We start from the raw sequence: 18,002 nt of genomic DNA, 5'->3' as shown, positions 1-18,002 counted from the left end.
ATTCGGGAGAGGAGCTCTTGAGCACGTTGATCGTTGTACTGCCGCCGCGCGAACCCGCCGTGCCGCTGCCCGAATGGCAGTGGCCCGAGCTGTCGTTCGCGCTGCTCGACAAGAGCGGCCATCCGCAGCGCGCCGGCCGCAGCTCGCTCGCGACGCTGCCGCAGGCGGCCTCGACGGTGCTCGTCGTCGCCGCGCGCGACCTGCTGCTGCTGGCCGCCACGGTGCCCGCCGTGAAGGGGCCGAAGCTGCGCCAGGCGCTGCCGAACATCGTCGAGGACTACCTGATCCAGGACCCGCAGACCTGCCACATCGCCATCGATCCGGTCGCGCTGCCGGACGGCCGGCGCGTGCTGGCGGTGATCGACCGCGAGTGGTTCCGCTTCGTGGTGGAGGCGTTCAAGGCGGCCGGCCATCGCGCGATCCGCGCGGTGCCGGTCACGCGCTGCCTGCCGGTGCCGGCCGAGCTCGCGCTGGCGGCCGACATGGTCGAGCCCGCGCCGCTACCGGTTGGCGAGGCGGGCGAGCCCGGTGAGCCGGGTGCGGTGGAGGCCGTCACCGAAGCCGCGGTGATCTCGCCGCCCGAGCCGCCCGCGGGCGGCCTGCAGCCGGCGCGCACGCCGATCATCGCCGCGGTCATGGCGCGCATCGAATCGGTGCCGCTCGACGGGGAGATCGCGCTGGCCACCGCGCCGCGCGTCGAACTCGCCATCGCGCGCGGCGCGCTCGGCGAAGGGCTGACCGCGCCGGCCGCCTCGGCCGGCTCGACGCTGGCGGCGCTGACCGCCGGCGCGCCGTTCGAGCTCTATACGCTCGGGGTGCCCGGCGCGGAGCCCCAGCTCGCCTCGATCACGCCGCAGGCCGACTCCGACGCGATCCCCGGCACCACGCCGCTGCCGTTCGACGCGTTCGCGCGGCGCGCGCTGGAGACGCGCTTCAACCTCTGCCAGTTCGATTTCGAGGTGATGCCGTGGCGCTTCGACCGCGCCACGCTCACGCGCCTGAAGCTGCCGGCCTCGCTGGTGGCGGCCACCCTGGTGGTGGCGGTGATCGGCGTGAACCTGCACTGGTGGCGGCTCGCGCGCGAGCGCGACGCGATCTCCGCGCAGATCACCGAAACGCTGCTGACGGCGTTCCCGAAGACCACCACGGTACTCGATCCGCCCGAGCAGATGACGCGCCAGATCGACCAGCTGCGGATCGCGGCGGGTGAGCTCTCGCCGAACGATTTCCTCGCGCTGGCAAGCGGCGTGGCGCGCTCGCTCGGACCGCTGCCCGCCAACGGCATCGCCTCGCTCGACTACCACGACCGCCGGCTCGACGTCGGCTTCAAGCCGCAGGTCAAGGTCGACGCCGATTTCGGCACGCGCCTCGCGCGCAACGGCCTGACCGGCGCGATCGACAGCAGCACGGGCAAATGGACCATCCGGAGCGGATCATGAAGTCGGAGTTGAACGAAACCCTGACGCAGTTCTGGGACGAGCGCAATCCGCGCGAGAAGATGCTGCTCGGCTGGGGCGGCGCGCTGCTGGTGCTGGTGGTGCTCTATTCGGTGCTGTGGTCGCCCGCGCAGGAGAACAGCGAGAAGATCGCCACCGCGCTGCCGGGCATGCGGCTGCAGCTCGCGCAGATGACCGAGCAGGCCAACGAGGCGCGCTCGCTGGCCGCCGCCGCGCAGGGCGTGGCGCCGACCGGCGTGGCGCTGCGCGACGCGCTGACCACCTCGCTGTCCGATCACGGGCTGCAGGCCGCGCAGCTGCAGGTGGTGGGCAGCGGCGTGCAGGTCCAGCTGAAGAACGCGTCGTTCCCGGTCTGGACCCAGTGGCTCGACGACGTGCGCAAGCAGTTCAAGGTGCAGGTCGGCGAGCTGCACGCGACCGCGCTGAAGGACGACGGCCAGGTGGACCTGAGCGCCGTGATGCAGCCGGCGGGCGCCAAATGAGCGGCGTCGTGCGAATCACCGCCGGGCCTGCCGCCGCGCGGACCGGGGCGGGGTGCCGATGACTTTCTGGATGCGATTGCGCGCGACCCTGCCGTGGGTCGTGACGGGCGTGCTGGCGGTGGCCGTGGTGATCGTCGTGCTGCTGCCGGCGGCCTGGGTGACGCCGCAGTTCGCGCGAGCGAGCGGCGGCCACCTCAACCTGGTCGACGCCGACGGCTCGCTCTGGCACGGCTCGGCCACGCTGCTGCTGGCGCCGGGGCACGACCGCAGCGCCTCGACGCTGCTGCCGGGCCGCATCGAATGGCAGACCTCGTTCTGGTCGCTGTTCACGGGCCACGTGCGGATGACGATGCGCCAGACCGAGGCGATGCCCGATCCGATCACCGTCGATGCGACGCTGCGCGGCGCGCTGGTGTCGTCCGGCGCGATGGCGGTGCCGGCTTCGCTGCTGGCCGGGCTCGGCACGCCGTTCAACACGCTCGACCTGCAGGGCGACGTGCGGATCGGCTGGAGCGACTGGCGCCTGTTCGGCCAGGACGTGTTCGGGCAGGTCACGCTGACCATCACCGACATGACTTCGCGGATCTCGATCGTCAAGCCGCTCGGGTCCTACCGCGCGGTCTGGCAGGCGCAGGGCGCGAACGCGACGCTCGACCTGTCGACGCTGAAGGGGCCGCTGTTCCTGCAGGGGCACGGCACGTTCGCGGGCCGCACCTCGTCGTTCAACGGCACCGCGCGCGCCGACGACGCGCAGCGCGAGAACCTGCTCGGCCTGCTGAACCTGCTCGGTCGCCCGATCGGGCCGGGCCTCGTGTCGCTGACGTTCTGAGGTTCGGATGTCGCGTGGTTCGTCCGCGCGGCGGGATCGGCGCGGCGCCGCGTCGGTCCGGCCGATTCCGGTACGCGCCGCGCGGCACGCAGGCCGTACGGGGCATGAAGCCGGCCGCCGGATCGGCCGCCGCCCCGTGCCGCGGGATCAGCGCTGCGCGAGCGGCGCGGCCGCCGTCGGCAGCGCCGACACGGCCGCCGGCGCCGAAGCGGCAGCCGGTGCCGAGGCCGGCGCGGGCGCCTCGACGTCGCCGGTCTCGCGTGCCATCTGCGACGCATCCCAGCCGCCGCCGAGCGCCTTCACCAATCCCACCGACGACACCATCCGCTGCCCGTCGATCTGCACCAGCTTCTGTTCGGCCGTGAACGCCGTGGTCTGCGCGGTCAGCACGCTCAGGTAGGCGACCGTGCCGGACTTGTACTGATTCGTCACGATGTCGAGCGCGCGCTCGGCCGAATCGACGGCCTGCCGCTGCACCACCACTTCCTGATCAAGAATGCGCAGCGAGGCGAGATTGTCCTCCACGTCCTGGAACGCGCTCAGCACCGTGCCGCGATACGAGGCGACGTTCTGGTCGTAGGTCGCGCGCGCGGCGTCGGTCTGCGCGGCGCGCAAGCCGGCATCGAACAGCGTGGCGGCCAGTTGCGGGCCGACCGTCCAGACCCGCGACGGCAGCGAGAACAGCTGCGACCACGCCGAGCTCTGCACGCCGCCCGTGGCGGACAGCGTGAGGGTGGGGAAGAACGCCGCGATCGCCACGCCGATCTGCTCGTTGGCCGAGGCCGCGCGCCGTTCGGCGGCGGCCACGTCGGGGCGCCGCTCGAGGATCGCCGACGGCACCGTGGCCGGCATCGCCGGCGGCTCGGCCGCGAGCGGCATCGGCGGCAGCGAGAAGCTCGAGGCCGGCACGCCGATCAGCGTCGCGATCGCGTGCTCGTACTGCGCGCGCGTGATGCCGTTGTCGATCGCCGAGGCCTGCGCCGACTGCAGCTGGGTCTGCGCCTGGATCACGTCCGAGCGCGCGGCCACGCCCTGCGCGTACTGGTTCTGGGTCAGCTGCAGCGAGCGCTGGAACGAGGCCACCGTCTCGTCGAGCAGCTTCTGCGCCGAATCGGCCGCGCGCAGCTGGAAGTAGGTCTGCGCGAGCGTCGATTGCGCGGACAGCCGCGCGTTGGCGAGATCGGCCGCGGCGGCCTGCTCGCTTGCGCGCTCCGAGCTGACGTTGCGGCTCACCTTGCCCCACAGGTCCACTTCCCACGACGCGTCGAGCCCGGCGCTGTAGGACGTGGTATTCGAGCGGCCGGTCGAGAACTGCGAATTGGAGGCGCCGGGGCTCGACGAGCGCGTGCCGCCGGCCGTCACGCCGAGCGTCGGGAAATACGCGGCGCGCGCCTGCGCGACGAGCGCGCGGGCCTGCCGGTAGGCGGCCGCCGATTGCGCGACGGTCTGGTTCGAGGCGTTGAGCTTGGCGACCAGGTCGTCGAGCTGCGGGTCGTGGTAGATGGTCCACCACTGGCCGCGGTCGGCGTGGTCGTCGGGCTGCGCGACCTTCCAGCCGTCGGGGGCTTCCTTGTAGGCCGCCGGCACCGCCACGTCGGGCCGATGGTAGTCGGGGCCGACCGCGCAGCCGGCGACGAGCGCCGCCACGACGGCGGACACGGCGACGCGCAGCGCTTGCGGTGCGCGCAACGGGAGAACTGGCTGCATGACTGAATTCCTGTCTGGGCGCCGCCCGCGCGCGGGCTGACGAACGATGCGGCCGCCGGCGCGAGTGCGGGCGGCGTGGCCGAAATGGTAACTGACGGACGCGGGAAAAACGAACGGGACAGCCGTAAGGGTAAGGCGCGCCGGCGACGCGATGTGTTACCGGCGTCGGGCGACCGGTTACGGACGTTTACGGCCCCGAAAGCCGGCGGCCCGCCCCAAACGGCGAAACGCTTGCCTCAATGAATATTGACCAAGCAAGCAATTTTCAAGATACTGGCGCGGTTTTCTCCTGGAAACGACAGATCGTCCGCGCGATGAACGGCCCTTACGACACCGGCAGCAGCGACCTCGAAACGAGCGTCGGTTATTACCTGACGCGCGCGCGGCAGGCATTCATCGAGCGCATGGACCAGGCGCTCGCGCCGCTCGGGCTGACCGCGCAGCAGATCGGCGTGATGCTGCTGCTCGCGCGCGGCGAGGCGCGCACGCCGCTCGAACTGTCACGGCGGCTCGCCTACGACAGCGGCTCGATGACCCGCATGCTCGACCGGCTCGAACGCAAGGGGCTGCTCGAACGCAACCGCAGCGAGGCGGACCGGCGCGTGATCGAGATCGGGCTGACCGGGCGCGGGCGCGACGCGGCCGACGCGCTGCCGGGGCTCGTGGCCGGCGAGATGAACGCGCAGCTGGCCGGCTTCTCGGCCGACGAGGTGCGCACCATGACGACGCTGCTGCAGCGCTTCATCGCCAATACGCCTGCCTGAGCGGCGCCCTGCTCCGTTGTTCCGTTCGCGGCCGGTATTGCCGTGACCTCGATGGCGCGGGCATCCAGGCCGGGATTCATTCGACGGATCGAACAGATCCAACGGATCTAACGGCGCGAGGCGTCCGCGCTCCAGGCGCGCAGGTTGTCGAATGCCAGATCGTCGTCGGGATCGACCGGCCCCACTTCACGCACCACCTCGATCCAGGCCCGCGCCGCGTGCGAAAGGTAGCCGCGCCGCAGCCAGCCGAGCGCGATCGACCATTCGATCTCGGGCTCGACGATCGGCCGGCAGCTGAACTGCGCGGGATCGAGCCGCCGGCAGTACGGCGCCGGCAGCAGCGCGATGCCGACCCCCGCGTGGACCAGCGCGGCCATGAAATCCCAGTGGCCGCTGCGGCTGACGATCGACGGCGTGAAGCCGGCCTTCGCGCAGGCGTCGAGGACGGCCTGATGCAGCGCCAGCGATTCGGCATAGAACACGAACGGCTCCTCGGCGAGATCGGCGAGCGGCACGCTGTCCTCGCCGTCCCAGCGCGCGCCGCGCCGCGACACGAGCCACAGCGGCGCATGCACCATCCGCAGCACCTCGAACACGGCCGGATCGACCGGTTCGAGCACCCCGCCCAGCTCGAGTTCGCCGCGTTCGAGCGCGGCCTCGATGGTGCGCGCGCCCTCTTCGAACAGCTTCAGCTCGATGTTTGGATAGCGACGCCGGAACACGGCGATGGCCGGCGTGAACGCGGCGCCGCCCAGCGGCGGGATGCCGATCGTCAGCTCGCCGCGGCCGAGTTCGGCCAGGTCGTCGAGCTCGGCCTGCAACTGCGCCTGCGCGGCGAGCACGTCCTGGCCGCGCTGGAACACGATCCGGCCAGCGTCGGTCAGCACCATCTGGCGGCTGTCGCGCAGCAGCAGCGGCGAGCCGATCTCGTCCTCGAGCGCCTTCACCATCTTGCTGATGGTCGGCTGGGTCACGAACATCTGCTCGGCCGCGGCCGTGAAGCTCCGCTGGCGGACCACCTCGATGAAATAGCGCAGCGCGCGCAGCTCCATGACGCCTCCGGAATCGGGAGAAAGTCCCGCCGCCGGATTCCGGCCGGGAATGGGTTCGACCCAGGCGAGTCGTTTTATATATGAGACAGCGGCCATCGTATCTCCGCCGCGTCGTCGCGAGCAAGCGCCGCGCGGCGGTCGTCGCGGCCGGGGCCGGGGCATGGCGCCCGCGGCGAACGACCGGCCGCCCGGCGTCGATCCCGACACCGATCTCGGCGCCGCGCCGCACGGCCACGCCACGGTCGCGTGGCGGATTCGCCCCCCTCGCTCCCTCCGGCGCCGCGCCGCGGCCGCCCCGCGCGAGGTTCCGGCCGGCCCGCCTCCGGCCCGGGTTCTTGCGCGAAACGGCGCCGGCCGGCCCGCCTTCGGCGGCGCCCGCGCCGTGCCGGCGGCCCGCCGCGTGGCCGGTTCGCCGCACGCCGCGTGCGCTCCACGCCTCGACAAACCGGCGAGATGGATGCAAATCCCCCCTCTGTTCTCCCCATCGCAACCGGCGCCGCGCCCCGACAATCAGGCTACAAGTCATCACGTAAGCAAGCACATGGCCACCACGACCGCTTCCGCTTCACCCGAACGTCCGCCGACCGGCAAGTTCAAGCGCATCTTTTTGTTCGCGCTGATCGGCCTGCTGATTGCCGCCGCCGGCGGCGCCGCCGCCTGGTTCTTCCTGCTGCACCGCGAGGCGCCGGCCAGTGCCGCGCATGCCGCCCCGCAATCGATGTCGACGCCGGTGTTCTTCCCGCTCGAGACGATGACGGTGAACCTGCAGTCCGACGACGGCCTGCACTACCTGCGCATCGGCCTGACGCTGAAGCTGACCGATCCGACCGCGCAGGATTACCTGACGCAGCACATGCCGGAGATCCGCAGCCGGATCCTGCTCGCCCTGTCGAACAAGCATCCCGAGGATCTCGCGACGCTCGACGGCAAGCGCGCGCTGGCCGACGAGTTGCGCACGCTGATCGAGCAGCCGACGCAGCCGGGCAATCGCAGCGCGCGCGTCGACGCGGTGCTGTTCACCGATTTCGTCGTCCAGTAACGCCGCAAGGGAGCGCCATGGGCCACGAAGAATTCATGTCGCAGGAGGAGGTCGATGCCCTCCTCAAAGGTGTCACGGGCGAGATCGACGCGAGCGACGAACCAGTCGAGCAGAAAGGCGTCCGCCCGTACAACCTCGCGACGCAGGAACGGATCGTCCGCGGCCGGATGCCCGGCCTCGAGATCATCAACGACCGCTTCGCGCGGCTGTTGCGCGTCGGCATCTTCAACTTCATGCGCCGCACGGCCGAAATCTCGGTCAGCCAGGTGAAGGTGCAGAAGTACAGCGAGTTCACGCGCAACCTGCCGATCCCGACCAACCTGAACCTGGTCCACGTCAAGCCGCTGCGCGGCACCTCGCTGTTCGTGTTCGATCCGAACCTGGTGTTCTTCGTGGTGGACAACCTGTTCGGCGGCGACGGACGTTTCCACACGCGCGTGGAAGGCCGCGACTTCACGCAGACCGAGATGCGCATCATCAGCCGGCTGCTGCACCTGGTGTTCGAGCACTACACGGTGGCCTGGAAGAGCGTGCGCCCGCTGCAGTTCGAGCACGTGCGCTCGGAGATGCACACGCAGTTCGCCAACGTCGCCACCCCCAACGAGATCGTGATCGTCACGCAGTTCTCGATCGAGTTCGGGCCGACGGGCGGCACGCTGCACATCTGCATGCCGTACTCGATGATCGAACCGATCCGCGACGTGCTGAGCTCGCCGATCCAGGGCGAGGCGCTCGAGGTGGACCGCCGCTGGGTGCGGGTGCTGTCGCAGCAGGTGCAGGCCGCCGAGGTCGAACTCACGGCGAACCTCACCGAGATGCCGACCACCTTCGAGAAGATCCTCAACCTGCGGGTCGGCGACGTGCTGCCGATCGACGTCGAGGAATCGATCATCGCGAGGGTCGACGGCGTGCCGGTGATGGAATGCGGCTACGGGATTTTCAATGGGCAATATGCGCTGCGGGTGAACCGGATGATCAGCGCGAGCGATACGATGAAGGAAGGTGGATATGACTGAGCTGAACCCGACGCCCGACGGCACGCAACCCGGCGCCGACAAGGCCGCCGGCCCAGGTGAAGAGTCGGCGCTGGACGATTGGGCCGCCGCGCTTGCCGAGCAGAACGACCAGCCGCTCGCCTCTGGCGCGGGTGGCGCGGGCGTGTTCCAGCCGCTGTCGAAGGCGGCCTCGAACGCGACCCACAACGACATCGACATGATTCTCGACATCCCCGTCAAGATGACCGTCGAACTGGGCCGCACCAAGATCGCGATCCGCAACCTGCTGCAGCTCGCGCAGGGCTCGGTGGTGGAGCTCGACGGCCTGGCCGGCGAGCCGATGGACGTGCTCGTGAACGGCTGCCTGATCGCGCAGGGCGAAGTGGTGGTGGTGAACGACAAGTTCGGTATCCGCCTCACCGACATCATCACGCCGTCCGAGCGGATCCGGAAGCTGAACCGATGAGTGACGCCGTGCGTCGCGCCGGGTCGGCGCGCGTATCAAGCATTGCTCGCGTAGCGCGCCCGGCCGCCGTGACGACAGCGCTCGCCGCGGCGGGCCTCTCACTTTCACTCGCGCTCGCCCCCGCGCTCGCGTTCGCGGCCGACATGAACGCGGTCAACCATGCCTCGCACTATGCCTCGGGCGTGGTGGTCGGCTCCGCGGTGCCCTCGCTCGGCGTCGGCGCGGTGATGCAGACGCTGGTCGGGCTCGCGGTCGTGATCGGGCTCGTGTTCGGCTGCGCGTGGCTCGCGCGCCGCTTCGGGTTCCAGCCCGCCAAGCGCGGCGGCGCGCTGAAGGTGGTGGCCAGCGTCGCCGTGGGCGGCAAGGAAAGCGCGACCGTCGTCGAGATCGGCGACACCTGGCTCGTGCTCGGCGTGGCGCCCGGCAACGTGCGGCTGCTGCATACGCTGCCGGCCGGCAGCCCGGGCATCGCGTCGGCCGCGTCCACCCCGTCCGGCCAGGCCGACGGCGGCGCGCCCGCGCCCGGCGACGGCACGCTGCCCGGCAGCTTCGGCGAGCGCTTTCGCAGCGCCCTGTCCGGCGAAGTCGCGAAGCGGCTCGGCGGCCGCCACCGCAAGGATTCCTGACGATGACGTCGTACCGATCGGGCGCGCGCGACGCGCGCCGTTCCCGCGTGGCCGCGCTGCTGGCCGTGCTCGCGCCGCTGGCGCTGCTGGCCGCGCTCGCGCTGCCCTCGCTCGCGCATGCGCAGGCCGCCGGCCTGCCCGCCTTCAATTCGAGCCCCGGCCCGAACGGCGGCACGACCTATTCGCTGAGCGTGCAGACCATGCTGCTGCTCACGATGCTGTCGTTCCTGCCGGCCATCGTGCTGATGATGACGAGCTTCACGCGCATCATCATCGTGCTGTCGCTGCTGCGCCAGGCGCTCGGCACTACCACCACGCCGCCGAACCAGGTGCTGGTCGGGCTCGCGCTGTTCCTCACGCTGTTCGTGATGTCGCCCGTCATCGACCGCGCCTACAACGACGGCTACAAGCCGTTCTCGGCCGGCACGCTGCCGATGGACCAGGCCGTGCAGCGCGGCCTCGCGCCGTTCAAGACCTTCATGCTCAAGCAGACCCGCGAGGGCGACCTCGCGCTGTTCGCGAAGATCGCCAAGGCGCCGCCGATGCAGGGCCCCGAGGACGTGCCGCTGCCGCTGCTGGTGCCGGCGTTCGTCACCAGCGAGCTGAAGACCGGCTTCCAGATCGGCTTCACGATCTTCATCCCGTTCCTGATCATCGACCTGGTGGTGGCGAGCGTGCTGATGTCGATGGGGATGATGATGGTCTCGCCCACCACCATCTCGCTGCCGTTCAAGCTGATGCTGTTCGTGCTGGTGGACGGCTGGCAGCTGCTGATCGGCTCGCTCGCGCAGAGCTTCACCTAGGAGGGCATGCCCGATGACACCCGAAGCCGTCATGACCCTGGCGCACGAGGCGATGATGATCGGCCTGATGCTGGCCGCGCCGCTCTTGCTCGTCGCGCTGGTGGTGGGCCTCGTCGTCAGCCTGTTCCAGGCCGCCACGCAGATCAACGAATCGACGCTGTCGTTCATCCCGAAGCTGCTCGCGATCGTGGTGACGATGGTGATCGCCGGGCCGTGGATGCTGACCTCGATGCTCGATTACACGCGCAACATCCTGATGCACGTCGCCACGCTCGGCACCAGCTGAGCGGCGCACGCCGGCCCGCCCTTCCCGCCCTACGATGGTTTCCGTCACCTACGCGCAACTGAACGTCTGGCTGACCGCGTTCCTCTGGCCATTCGTGCGGATTCTCGCGCTGGTGGCCGCCGCGCCGCTGGTCGGCAACGCGGCGGTGCCCACCCGCATCAAGATCGGCCTGTCGGCGCTCACCGCGATCGCCGTGGCGCCGGCGCTCGGGCCGCTGCCGCAGGCCACCGTGTTCTCGGCCGAGGGCATCTGGATCCTCGTCAACCAGTTCCTGATCGGCGTGTCGATGGGCTTCGTGATGCAGATCGTGTTCGCCGTGGTGGAAGGCGCGGGCGACTTCATCGGCCTGCAGATGGGCCTCGGCTTCGCCACCTTCTTCGATCCGCACGCCGGCACCACGCCGATGCTTGGCCGCGTGCTGAACGCCTTCGCGATGCTCGCGTTCGTCGCGTTCGACGGCCACCTGCAACTGATCGCGGTGCTGGTCGAATCGTTCGCGAGCGTGCCGATCTCGTCCGACCTGCTGCATCCGGCCGGCTGGCAGATGCTGGCCGGCGCCGGCATCAACGTGTTCGCGATGGGGCTGCTGCTGGCGCTGCCGGTGGTGGCCGCGCTCCTGATCGCCAACCTCGCGCTCGGCATCCTGAACCGCGCGGCCCCGCAGATCGGCATCTTCCAGGTCGGTTTCCCGGTGCTGATGCTGATCGGGCTGCTGCTCGTGCAACTGATGGTGCCCAACATGATCCCGTTCTTCTCGCGCCTGTTCGACAACGGTTACGAGATGATGGGCCGCGTCGCGGCGGGCTTCCGTTAAAATCCGCATCGCGTTGCGCGAACCGGCCCCGGCGCCGGCCGCGCCGTCGCCGCCTCACGCGCCCCTCGCCTCGCGGTCCCTCCGGCCCGCGCCGGGCGCATCCGGCGCGCCGAAGCGCCGTTGACGGCCCTCCCGCCGCCGTGCCCCGGGCCTCGCCGCCCGAGGCCGCGCCGGCAACCGGTTCCGCGCCCCCGAAGGTTTCGTCCGGCCGCCCGTCCCGCCGAGCGTCGCCCGCCATCGCCCGCTGTCGCCCGTGGCTTCAGGCTGCGCGCCGCGGCGGTGCCGGGCGCGGCCCGTGGTCCTCCGTTCCCCTCGCGACCCGCCGCGCCGTGCGGCCCGCGCCGGTGCCGCGCGGCACGGCGCGAGGCGCCGGCGTCGCCCGCGAGCGGCGCGGCCGGCGACGGCACCCGGGGCCGACGCACCGATCATGCTTTACATGGAAGACACGATGCGAAAGATCGAATCCGCCAGTCCCGAGGCCCGCTCCGCGGATCTCGCGGCGGACAACCTCGAACGGCTCAAGGCGCTGTTCCCCGAAGCCGTGACCGAAGGCCCCGACGGCGCCGCGCTCGACCTCGACGTGCTGAAGGCACTGGTCGGCGACCGCACGCTCGGCGAGGCCGACGAGAAATACGGGCTCGCCTGGCACGGCAAGCGCCGCGCGCGCCAGCTCGCGCTCACGCCCTCCACCGGCACGCTGCGGCCCTGCCGCGACGAGAGCCTGGACTGGGACGGTACCCGCAACCTGATGATCGAGGGCGACAACCTCGAGGTGCTGAAGCTGCTGCACAAGAGCTACGCGGGCTCGGTGAAGCTCGTCTACATCGATCCGCCGTACAACACCGGCAAGGAGTTCGTCTATCCCGACAACTTCACCGACAGCCTGCGCCACTACCTCGCGCTGACGGGCCAGGCCGCCGGCGGCGTGAAGGTCAGCAGCCACACCGAGGCGAGCGGCCGGTTCCACACCGACTGGCTCAACATGATGTATCCGCGCCTGAAGCTCGCGTTCGACCTGCTCGCGCGCGACGGCCTGATCGCGATCCACATCGACGAGCACGAGCTGCCGGCGCTGGTGCTGGTGATGCGCGAGATCTTCGGCGAGGAGAACGAGCTCGGCGTGGCGGTCTGGGACAAGCGCAACCCGAAGGGCGACGCGCGCGGCGTGGCCTACCAGCACGAGTCGATCGTGCTGTTCGCGCGCGACGCCGAATGGCTGTTCGAGCACGCGCCGCTGAAGCGCCCGAAGCGCAACGCGCAGCGCATGCTCGACGCCGCGCACGACGCGATCGCCGACACCACCAACATCGCCGCGGCCACCCAGGCCTACCGCGCCTGGCTGCGCGCGCAGACCACGCTGTCGGGCGGCGAGGCGATGTACGACCGGCTCTCGCCCGACGGCCGCGTCTACCGTCTCGTCTCGATGGCCTGGCCGAACAAGAAGCGCGCGCCCGACGACTACTTCATCCCGCTGGTTCATCCCGTCACCGGCAAGCCGTGCCCGGTGCCCGAGCGCGGCTGGCGCAATCCGCCCGCCACCATGCGCGAGCTGCTCGAACGCGGCCTGATCGAGTTCGGTGCCGACGAGACCACGCAGCCGCAGCGCATCTATTTCCTCGACGAGAACCTCTACGAGAACGTGCCGTCGATCCTGCCGTTCGGCGGCTCCGACGACGCGCGCCTGAAGTCGCTCGCGATCCCGTTCGACCTGCCGAAGCCGACCGACTTCGCGGCCGCGCTGATCGGCTGGCTGACGGGCGGCGAGGACCTGATCGTCGACTGCTTCGCCGGCTCCGGCACCACCGCCCACGCCACGCTGGCGGCCAACGCGGCCGACGGCGCGCGGCGCCGCTACGCGCTGGTGCAGCTGCCCGAGCCGCTCGACGCATCGAACAAGGACCAGAAGGCCGCCGCCGATTTCTGCGCGAAGCTGCGGCGCCCCGCCAACCTTGCCGAGATCACCAAGGAACGGCTGCGGCGCGCGGCCGAACGGATCGCGGCCGAGCATCCCGAGGCCGCGCTCGACGTCGGCTTTCGCGTGTTCCGGCTTGATTCGACCAACGTCGTGGAATGGGACCCGCGCGGCGCGAACGTGCAGCAGTCGCTGCTCGACGCGGTCGAGCACATCAAGTCCGGCCGCACCGACGCCGACCTGCTCGCCGAACTGGCCATCAAGCTCGGCCTCGACCTGTGCGCGCCGATCGACACGCTGCCGGTCGCCGGCAAGGAAGTCCACGTGATCGACGGCGCGATCGTCGCCTGCTTCGCCGCGCGCATCGATCGCGCCGAGGCCGAGGTGCTCGCGCTCGGCATCGTCGGCGTGCTCGACGCGGTCGATGCGCCGCCCGCGCACGACGTGACCTGCGTGTTCCGCGACGCCGCGTTCGTCGACGACGTCGCGCGCGTGAACCTGTCCGCGATCCTCGAGCAGCACGGGATCCGTTCGGTGCGGAGTCTCTGATGACGCGCCGGGGATTCGACGCGAGGGTGGCGGGCGCGCCGCTCATGGAACTGCATTTCGAGGCCGATCTCGACTACCAGCGCGAGGCCGTGGACGCCGTCTGCGACCTGTTTCGCGGCCAGGACGCGCCGCGCGCCGCGTTCAGCGTGACCGCGGCCGACGGCAACGACGATGGCGACGGCGACACCAGCGCCGCGCGCCAGATGCCGCTCGGCGTGGCCGAGACCGCGCTCGCGGTCGGCAACCGGCTCGCGCTCGAGCCCGCCGCGCTCGCGCGCAACCTGGCCGAGGTGCAGGCGCGCGGCGGCCTCGCGCCGTCGGGCGCGCTCGCCTCCACCGACTTCACGGTCGAGATGGAGACCGGTACCGGCAAGACCTATGTCTACCTGCGCACGATCTTCGAGCTGCACCGCCGCTACGGCTTCACGAAGTTCGTGATCGTGGTGCCGTCGGTCGCGATCAAGGAAGGCGTCCACAAGACGCTCGACGTCACGCGCTCGCACTTTCGCCGGCTCTACGACGGCGTGCCGTTCGACTACTTCCTGTACGACTCGACGCGGCTCGGCCAGGTGCGCCGCTTCGCGACCAGCGCGACCGTGCAGATCATGGTGGCCACGGTGGCCGCGATCAACCGCAAGGACGTCAACAACCTCTACAAGCCGAGCGAGAAGACCGGCGGCGAGAAGCCGATCGACCTGATCCGCGCCACCCGCCCGATCCTGATCGTCGACGAGCCGCAGAGCGTGGACGGCGGGCTCGACGGGCGCGGCAAGGAGGCGCTCGAGGCGATGGCGCCGCTCTGCACGCTGCGCTATTCGGCGACCCATGCCGACCTGCACCAGATGGTGTACCGGCTCGACGCCGTGGACGCCTACGAGCGGCGCCTCGTCAAGCAGATCGAGGTGGCCTCGGCCACCGTCGAGGATGCGCACAACAAGCCCTACGTGCGGCTCGTATCGGTCAGCAACCGGCGCGGCACCATCGCCGCGCGCGTCGAGCTCGACGTGGCCACGCCCGCCGGCGTCGAGCGGCAGACCGTCAGCGTCGGCGACGGCGACCTGCTCGAACGCGTGACGCGCCGCGCCGTGTACGGCGACTACCGGATCGGCGAGATCGACACCACGCGCGGCGGCGAATTCGTCGAGCTGCGCTATCCCGGCGGCGAGACGTTCCTTGCCGTCGGCGACGCGCACGGCGACGTCGATCCGCTCGCGATCCAGCGCGAGATGATCCGCCGCACGATCCGCGAGCACCTGGACAAGGAGCTGCGCCTGAAGCCGCTCGGCGTGAAGGTGCTGTCGCTGTTCTTCGTCGACAGCGTCGAGCGCTACCGGCGCTACGAGCCGGGCGGCCGCGCCGTGAAGGGCGCCTACGCCGAGATCTTCGAGGACGAGTACCGGCGCGCCGCGAAGCTGCCCGCCTATCGCGCGCTGTTCACCGGCTTCGACGCCGAACGCGACGTGGCGGCCGTCCACGACGGCTATTTCTCGATCGACCGCAAGGGCGGCTGGACCGAGACCAGCGACAGCAACGCCAGCGGCCGCGAGAACGCCGAGCGCGCCTACGGCCTGATCATGCGCGAGAAGGAGCGGCTGCTGTCGTTCGCCACGCCGCTGCGGTTCATCTTCTCGCACTCGGCGCTAAAGGAAGGCTGGGACAACCCGAACGTGTTCCAGATCTGCACGCTGCGCGACATCCGCACCGAGCGCGAGCGCCGCCAGACCATCGGGCGCGGGCTGCGGCTCGCCGTCGACCAGCGCGGCGAACGGGTGCGGGGCTTCGACGTCAACACGCTCACCGTGATCGCGACCGAGAGCTACGAGCAGTTCGCCGCCCATCTGCAGAAGGAGATCGAGGCCGACACCGGGATTCGTTTCGGGGTGGTCGACACGCACCAGTTCGCGGCGCTGCCGGTGACGCGCGACAACGGCACGCTCGCCCCGCTCGGCGTCGAGCGTTCCGCCGCGTTGTGGACGCATCTGCACGAGGCCGGCTTCGTCGATGCGCAGGGCAAGGTGCTCGACGCGCTGAAGATCGTGCTGAAGGGCGGCGTGCTGCCCCTGCCCGCCGCGTTCGAGCCGCTGCGCCAGCGCATCGTCGAACTGCTGCGCAAGCTGTCGGGGCGGCTCGACGTGCGCAACGCCGACGACCGCCGGCAACTCGAACCGCGGCGCGGCGCCGACGGCGAGCCGGTGATCCACGGCGAGGCGTTCCGCGCGCTGTGGGCACGCGTGCAGGCGCGCACCACCTATCGCGTGAGCTTCGACGACGCCGCGCTCGTCGCGGCCTGCGTCGAGGCGCTGCGCGCCGCGCCCGAGGTGCCGCGCGCGCGGCTGCAATGGCGCAAGGCCGACATCTCGATCGGCAAGGCCGGCGTGGAGGCCACCGAGACCGCGTCGGCCGGCACCGTGGTGCTCGATGAAGGTGACCTCGCGCTGCCCGACCTGCTCACCGAGCTGCAGGAGCGCACCCAGCTCACGCGCCGCACGCTCGCCGCCGTGCTCGCCGACAGCGGCCGGCTCGACGATTTCCGCGTGAATCCGCAGGCGTTCATCGCGCTGGTGGCCGACGCGGTCAACCGCTGCAAGCGGCAGGCGCTGATCGACGGGATCACCTATCAGCGGATCGGCGACGGCGTGGTGTGGCCGCTCGCGCGCTTTATCGAGGAGCCCGTGATCGCCTATCGCAAGGACCTGCGCGAGGATCTGCGCAAGTCCGTGTACACGGCGGTCGAGGTGCGCACGGTGGCCGAGCGCGCGTTCGTGGACGCGCTGGAGGCGACCGACGCGGTCAGGCTCTACGCGAAGCTGCCGGCGTGGTTCCGGATTCCGACGCCGCTCGGCGACTACCGGCCCGACTGGCTGGTGCTGGTGGAGCCGCCGGGCGCGCCGAGCCAGTGCTATGTCGTGGAGATGGACAATCGCGACGACGACGCCGAATTGCGCGGCCGCGAGCGGCGCAAGGTGCAGTGCGGCGAGGCGCACTTCCGCGCGATCGCGGGGGCCGATGCGCCCGTGCATTTCGTGCGCGCGCGCACCGTCGACGCGCTGCTCGGATCGACCGGGCAGACTTCGTTCGCGTTCTAGGGCGCTTTCTCGCGGCGTTCGGATGATCGGCGCGGGATCGGGATCGCCTCGCGCCCGATCCCGCCTCGCGCCGGCTCACAGCATTTCATACCATTTTCTCGACCGGTTATCCACAGCCGGCCCCGGTGGCCGCAAGCGGACGCCATCCGCTCGAAAGGGTGAATTTCCACCGCGCCGGCGGCCATGCAAGGTCAAATGCAACCCATCGCCGGTTCGTCGCCGGCACCGTCAGCGGCGCCGGCAAAGGCGGCAGCTTCGATCCGGTCGTCGGTATCCACTGGCATGCCGCTTGCGTTTGGAATGGCCTCCGATGACAGATCATCGCGACGATCACGAGGAAACCCACGCCATGTTCCGCTCCCTGCAAGCACTTCCCCAAACCGCTTCAAAACTCAAGAACACCTTGTCGCCGCAGATGTTGTACCACCAGTCCCGGCGCACTTACCTCACCTATCACGATCCCGGCCTCAGACAGACGGCCAATGAATTGCAGGCGAACATTCCCGGGACCAATACGCCGCAATATCCGACCTCGAAAGCCGATTTCGAAATGATGGAGAATTCGCTCCACGAATATCACGTCAAATACGGCAACAAGAATTCCTTCAATGAAGAGAGCCGCACCATCACGATCAGGAACGGTCAGGTCGGCCCCGGTATCGTGCAGGATCCGGAAAAGGAACGGCTCGCGCACGAAGCGAGTCACGGCGCGCAGCACGACGCGATCATGACGCTCAACGCGGGGCCGTCGCAGTTCACGAAGACCGAAAACTTCTATCAATCTCCGCACAACGCTCTGGCTCTCGAGGGGGCCGCACTCGTCACGCAATGGCAGGTCAGGGAAAACAGCGTCAATCTTTCCCCTTTCGCGCAAAAGAGCGTGCGCGATCATTTCCAGAAGTACGTGAACCTCCCCGGCAGCGCTTACGCCGGATCGAAATTCAATGTCGCCGAGCAGAACTTCAATTCCCTGGACGAACATGATTATTCGCGGACGCGGCTGGCAAGCACCAACATGACATTTCAGGATCTGAAGTAGCCGACGGTTCGCCGACCGGAGGGGCGGCATGGGCCGCGTGCCGGACGTGGGTCGACATGGGTCGGCGGTAGCCGCCGCGCGGATACCGCCTCGTCG

General features: G+C 70.1%; 16 protein-coding genes. 14 read left to right on the top strand and 2 right to left on the bottom strand.

Annotated elements, in window-relative coordinates; translation table 11 throughout:
• Positions 1–17: 17 nt before the first annotated feature.
• From gspL to bpln_RS00115, 3 genes are read left to right on the top strand one after another with little or no spacing between them, the layout of a single operon-like run.
• On the top strand, positions 18–1,439 hold the full coding sequence (gene gspL / locus bpln_RS00125) for a type II secretion system protein GspL (protein ID WP_055137822.1): 1,422 nt from the start codon (positions 18–20) through the stop codon (positions 1,437–1,439).
• Positions 1,436–1,939 (top strand): type II secretion system protein GspM, encoded by a 504-nt coding sequence (gene gspM / locus bpln_RS00120; RefSeq protein ID WP_055139410.1) that lies wholly within the window; start codon positions 1,436–1,438, stop codon positions 1,937–1,939. Before gspL ends, gspM begins: the two co-directional genes overlap by 4 nt.
• Positions 1,940–1,991: 52 nt before the next feature.
• Positions 1,992–2,768 (top strand): type II secretion system protein N, encoded by a 777-nt coding sequence (locus bpln_RS00115; protein ID WP_175937934.1) that lies wholly within the window; start codon positions 1,992–1,994, stop codon positions 2,766–2,768.
• A 147-nt stretch (positions 2,769–2,915) separates the two neighbouring features.
• On the opposite strand, the gene bpln_RS00110 is transcribed toward bpln_RS00115, so the two are convergent.
• Complete coding sequence (locus tag bpln_RS00110) at positions 2,916–4,475, bottom strand: efflux transporter outer membrane subunit (protein WP_055137821.1); 1,560 nt, start codon at positions 4,473–4,475, stop codon at positions 2,916–2,918.
• Positions 4,476–4,789: 314 nt separating this feature from the next.
• Between bpln_RS00110 and bpln_RS00105 the strand changes: the two genes are divergently transcribed.
• Positions 4,790–5,239 carry a MarR family winged helix-turn-helix transcriptional regulator gene (locus bpln_RS00105; protein WP_055137820.1) on the top strand — a complete coding sequence of 150 codons (450 nt, stop codon included), beginning with the start codon at positions 4,790–4,792 and terminating at the stop codon, positions 5,237–5,239.
• A 107-nt stretch (positions 5,240–5,346) separates the two neighbouring features.
• Here the strand turns inward: bpln_RS00105 and bpln_RS00100 are convergent, their stop codons facing one another.
• Positions 5,347–6,291 carry a LysR family transcriptional regulator gene (locus bpln_RS00100; RefSeq protein ID WP_055137819.1) on the bottom strand — a complete coding sequence of 315 codons (945 nt, stop codon included), beginning with the start codon at positions 6,289–6,291 and terminating at the stop codon, positions 5,347–5,349.
• A 541-nt stretch (positions 6,292–6,832) separates the two neighbouring features.
• On the opposite strand from bpln_RS00100, the gene fliL reads away from it, so the two are divergent.
• From fliL to bpln_RS00050, 10 genes are all read left to right on the top strand, one after another.
• Positions 6,833–7,330 (top strand): flagellar basal body-associated protein FliL, encoded by a 498-nt coding sequence (gene fliL, locus bpln_RS00095; protein WP_042623448.1) that lies wholly within the window; start codon positions 6,833–6,835, stop codon positions 7,328–7,330.
• Between the two features lie 17 nt (positions 7,331–7,347).
• Entirely contained in the window at positions 7,348–8,346 is a 999-nt protein-coding gene (fliM, locus tag bpln_RS00090) for a flagellar motor switch protein FliM (RefSeq protein WP_042623447.1), read from the top strand.
• Complete coding sequence (fliN, locus tag bpln_RS00085; RefSeq protein WP_042623446.1) at positions 8,339–8,791, top strand: flagellar motor switch protein FliN; 453 nt, start codon at positions 8,339–8,341, stop codon at positions 8,789–8,791. The genes fliM and fliN overlap by 8 nt, the downstream gene beginning before the upstream one ends.
• Entirely contained in the window at positions 8,788–9,417 is a 630-nt protein-coding gene (gene fliO, locus bpln_RS00080; RefSeq protein WP_055137818.1) for a flagellar biosynthetic protein FliO, read from the top strand. Before fliN ends, fliO begins: the two co-directional genes overlap by 4 nt.
• 2 nt (positions 9,418–9,419) lie before the next feature.
• The gene (fliP, locus tag bpln_RS00075) at positions 9,420–10,220 is read left to right on the top strand and encodes a flagellar type III secretion system pore protein FliP (protein ID WP_055137817.1); all 801 of its coding nucleotides are present in this window, start codon (positions 9,420–9,422) and stop codon (positions 10,218–10,220) included.
• A 13-nt stretch (positions 10,221–10,233) separates the two neighbouring features.
• Positions 10,234–10,506 (top strand): flagellar biosynthesis protein FliQ, encoded by a 273-nt coding sequence (fliQ, locus tag bpln_RS00070; protein ID WP_042623443.1) that lies wholly within the window; start codon positions 10,234–10,236, stop codon positions 10,504–10,506.
• A gap of 34 nt (positions 10,507–10,540) precedes the next feature.
• Positions 10,541–11,320, top strand: coding sequence for a flagellar biosynthetic protein FliR (gene fliR / locus bpln_RS00065; protein WP_042623442.1), 780 nt, complete (start codon positions 10,541–10,543; stop codon positions 11,318–11,320).
• A 448-nt stretch (positions 11,321–11,768) separates the two neighbouring features.
• Entirely contained in the window at positions 11,769–13,781 is a 2,013-nt protein-coding gene (locus bpln_RS00060) for a site-specific DNA-methyltransferase (protein WP_148653913.1), read from the top strand.
• 44 nt (positions 13,782–13,825) lie between these two features.
• Positions 13,826–16,867, top strand: a complete 3,042-nt coding sequence (locus tag bpln_RS00055) for a type III restriction-modification system endonuclease (RefSeq protein WP_055137815.1) — start codon at positions 13,826–13,828, stop codon at positions 16,865–16,867.
• 310 nt (positions 16,868–17,177) lie between these two features.
• Positions 17,178–17,906 (top strand): hypothetical protein, encoded by a 729-nt coding sequence (locus bpln_RS00050; protein ID WP_148653912.1) that lies wholly within the window; start codon positions 17,178–17,180, stop codon positions 17,904–17,906.
• Positions 17,907–18,002 lie beyond the last annotated feature (96 nt).

It is taken from the genome of Burkholderia plantarii, from assembly GCF_001411805.1.
GTDB lineage: Bacteria > Pseudomonadota > Gammaproteobacteria > Burkholderiales > Burkholderiaceae > Burkholderia > Burkholderia plantarii.
Note: the sequence above shows the minus strand (reverse complement) of the source record. Positions and strands in the feature narration are given on the sequence as shown.